General features: G+C 67.5%; 3 protein-coding genes and 1 pseudogene. All 4 read right to left on the bottom strand.

Annotated elements, in window-relative coordinates; all coding sequences use genetic code 11:
• The coding region (locus ACZ5Y0_RS36845; protein WP_469132990.1) for a GNAT family N-acetyltransferase at positions 1-491 on the bottom strand (491 nt) is incomplete at its 3' end.
• Between the two features lie 77 nt (positions 492-568).
• A pseudogene (locus ACZ5Y0_RS36840) lies at positions 569-909 on the bottom strand (transposase); the annotation flags it as partial.
• Positions 910-1,019: 110 nt separating this feature from the next.
• Complete coding sequence (locus tag ACZ5Y0_RS36835) at positions 1,020-1,874, bottom strand: hypothetical protein (RefSeq protein ID WP_469132989.1); 855 nt, start codon at positions 1,872-1,874, stop codon at positions 1,020-1,022.
• Positions 1,875-2,412: 538 nt separating this feature from the next.
• Positions 2,413-3,246, bottom strand: coding sequence for a transposase family protein (locus ACZ5Y0_RS36830; protein WP_469132988.1), 834 nt, complete (start codon positions 3,244-3,246; stop codon positions 2,413-2,415).
• Positions 3,247-3,471 lie beyond the last annotated feature (225 nt).

The following is a 3,471-nucleotide window of genomic DNA, read 5'->3' as shown; positions in this document are numbered from 1 at the left end:
TCCCAGGCCCGGAACCGCTCCGCTTCGGTGAACCCCAGCTTTGCCGCGAGGCGCATCGAACGGACGTTGGCGGTCTGGGTGGCGAGCACCACCGGCTCACCCGGAAGGACGTCTTCAAGCCAGTCCAGTGCCGCCGTGCATGCCTCGGCGGCATACCCGAATGCCCACGCCCGCGGCAGGACCAGGTAGCCGAGATCGACCTTCCCCACGGCAGTGGGGCAGAGGTGCTCCGTAGCTCTCCTGAGCAGGATCTGGCCGATCATCGCCCCTTCGAGATCAACGACGAAAATCCCGGGCCGCCGCCCGGGCACCTCGGGCATTGCACGCTCAAGCTCGTCACGCGGGCGAGGGCCGCCGAGGTAGGTGTGCGCCTCCGACGAGCCATGCAGCTCGATGAACGCCGCACGGTCCCCGGCCTCGGGCTCACGCAGCACAAGCCTCTCGGTCTTGATCGGTGCAGGCGGCCACGCAACGGGTCCGAGATCATTCATGTCGGCCAGCCAATCAGCGACCTCAGTGGTGATCAAGACTCGCGGTCTCTCTTGACTTCTTATCCCCCTGAGATGTCTTTGAGGGCCCGGACATGAGAGCCGTCCACGGAGCAGTCGTCCAGGTCCAACGAGTCCGCGCGGCGGAGTTCGGCCAGCAGAACGGCGTGCAGGCGTGGCCAGACGCCGCCCTCGGTCCAGTCTCGCAGCCGGCGCCAGGCCGTCACCCCGGAGAGCCCACGGTCTCGGCCGGGACATCGCGCCACGCGACACTGGTCCGCAGCACGTACAGGATTCCGGCGAGCGCCATACGGTCGGGAACACGCAGCCGTCCGGGATACCGGCGGCGGCGTTCGGGAGCGGGCGGCAGCAGCGGAGCCACCCGCTCCCACAGATCGTCAGGAACAAGATCAGCACGCACCCGGACACCCTGCCGACCAAGATCGTCGGACACAAAGCCCGCAGCTCAACTCATTTTGGAGTCGGCGCCTTCACCGGAGCCGTGGATTCCTGACTCAGAAGACCAGTGCCTCAGGCGCCCAGGTATGCCGGGGTCTTCAGGGCCCTGCCGTAGACGTAGCCGCTGAGGGTGCCGTCGGCGCCCAGGACGACCAGGGTGACGTCGTCCTGCTGGACGGACGGGCGGCCCTTGGCGTATTCGACGGGGAACGTGCCGTGGCTGGTGGTCAGCTGCGCCCCGTAGACACCCGCGCGCTTGACGAGCTTCACAATGGCACCGTTGGCGAGCTTGTAGCGGCCGAGACTCGGGTTGGCGGCGGTCTTGGCCCCGGTCCAAGTGACGGTCGTCCCGTCGGCGTTCAGCACGAGCGTGCGGCTGCCGAACAGGGCGGCGCCGCCGCGGCCGTGCGCGTCGATGAACCGCACCAGCTTGCCGCCCTGGAAGACGCGGGCCTGGTAGTGGCTGACGGAGACCTTGAAGATCTGTGCTGCCGTACTGGAGTTGAGACGCAGGGTGCGCACGAGCTTGCCGCTCTGCGTGCAGTCGGCGGACAGCACCGGGAAGGCGGTGGACTTCCAGGGGGTGGGCCCGCCCTCGCTGCGCTGCCCGAAGACGGGCTTGGCGCTGAGTACTCCGGTGATCCGCAGACCACTGGCCGAGTCCAGGGTCCTGCTCTGGTCCACGGTCGAGACGACGTGGCCCTTCCCGTCGAGGAGCTTGGCGGACGCGCCGCTGTCGGCGCTGTTGACCAGCTTGACCGTCCAGCCGCCGAAGACGGAGGGGATGGTCTTGGTGGCCAGGCAGGCGCTGCTCGTGGAGGACACGGTCGCGGTGGCGGCGCCGGCGGCAGTGGCCGTCACGACAGAAGCGGTAGCCGTAACCGCGATGGCGACGACGGCGAGGGTACTACGGAGTGCGGTGCGCATGGCGGCTCCTGGCGATGTGGCTTCCGACGCGCCGGCCTTTCTGACCAGCGAGAACAAAGTTATTGGGCCATGCGTTCCGGAACCGTTGGCCCCATGTCACAGGTATGTGACAGGCCCGTCTCTTCCCTCTTTGCTGACGCTCGTTGGTCCGGCAGTCGTCCCACACCCGATCCCCGCGGTACAGCAACCTCGTTGACGGCAAGCGTCCGTCCATGATCGGCAATGGCCCCGTGACCAGCGTCGGCGGCGTCTTCCTTTTGCCGGCGGTGTTCAACTTTGTGGCGGCGATACACCAGCTTGCACCGAAACCGACGCCGATCGGCGCCACTACCTGCAACACGACACCCCGGGCGGATGGCTGCTCGCACACAACGCCATGACCCGCACCCTCACCAGCGGCCGTCCCATCCACCTGATGCACACCACCGTCGTGCTGAACCCCCGCCAACCTGAAATCCCTGGTCAGCAGGGCTGGTGTGACCGTGTTCCGGGGTACTCGTGCTGATCGTGGGCGGAAGTCTTCGCCGTAGATCGTCCGTCAGCGGTTGACCTCGAGGTTCGTCAGGACGAGCAGGGCGCGCAGGAGCTGGGTGGCGTGGGCGGGGTCGGTGCGGAGCTTGGTGAGGATCCGCCAGTTTTTGAGGTGGGCGAAGCCGTGCTCGACCGGTGCGCGTCCGACGGCGAGTACGCGGTTGGTCTCCTTCTGGCCGGGAGTGAGCTTGTGGATGCGGCTGGAGTGGTAGCCGGTAACGATCACGGGGTCGAGTACGTCGTTGTCCAGGCCGCGGAAGCCGAGGGCCGCCAGCGCTCCGAGACCGGCCGCGCGTAGGTGGGCCAGAATGTGGTCATGGCGGGCCGCGGTGTTGTCATGGGTGCGGCCGGGCCGGGCAGCGGATATCCAGATCAGGCGGCCCTTCTCGTCGGTGAGGGCGAGGAAGTGCAGGCCATGGTGGCGGTGCTTGCCGGAGTAGTTCTTGCGGTCGTCCTTCCCGGTGCGGCGCTGGGTAAGAATCAAAGTGCCGTCAATCAGGACGACCTCTCCACCCTGACGGGTGATCTTCTTCAGCGCGCGGTCCAGGCGCGGAGCCTGCGCGGCGAGGAGCGCGATCACCTCGTCGCGCCAGCGACGGACGGTGGACTCGGAGACGTTGTTGCCGCCGGCCATGTCGGCCAGGCGCTGGTCGTGGCGCAGTACGGCCAGGACGATCACCGCTATCTTCCCTGGCGGCAGGATCCGCCACCTGGACCCGATCGCCTTCAGGTGACGCCGCAGCAAGTCGGCGAGGTGGTTCACGGTGCGCGTGGACAGCGACAGACGGCACTGATAGACAAGCGGGAAGGTGCTCTCGGTGTGCTCTTTGGTTGTGGTCACACATTTCCAACAACCCCCGGGGGCACCCCGGTTACGGCCGCTCAGCACCCGCCCGCGGGCAGCGCTTCCATGGTCACAGCCGGGTGGTAAACCGTCCGTCGGGCTGTTTCCGCAGCCAGCCGCGGTCGGCCAGCCTGATCAGTTTTCCGCGCAACGGCTCCAGCTTGCTCTTCACGCCGATGTCCACCCCCAGCACTTCGCCGACCTGCCGGGCCTTGACCGGGC

The organism is Streptomyces sp. NPDC033216, assembly GCF_055577115.1.
Note: the sequence above shows the minus strand (reverse complement) of the source record. Positions and strands in the feature narration are given on the sequence as shown.

Coding starts and splice junctions, on each gene's coding strand:
- ACZ5Y0_RS36835 (WP_469132989.1), bottom strand. CDS start 1,874: ATGCGCACCGCACTCCGTAGTACCCTCGCCGTCGTCGCCATCGCGGTT.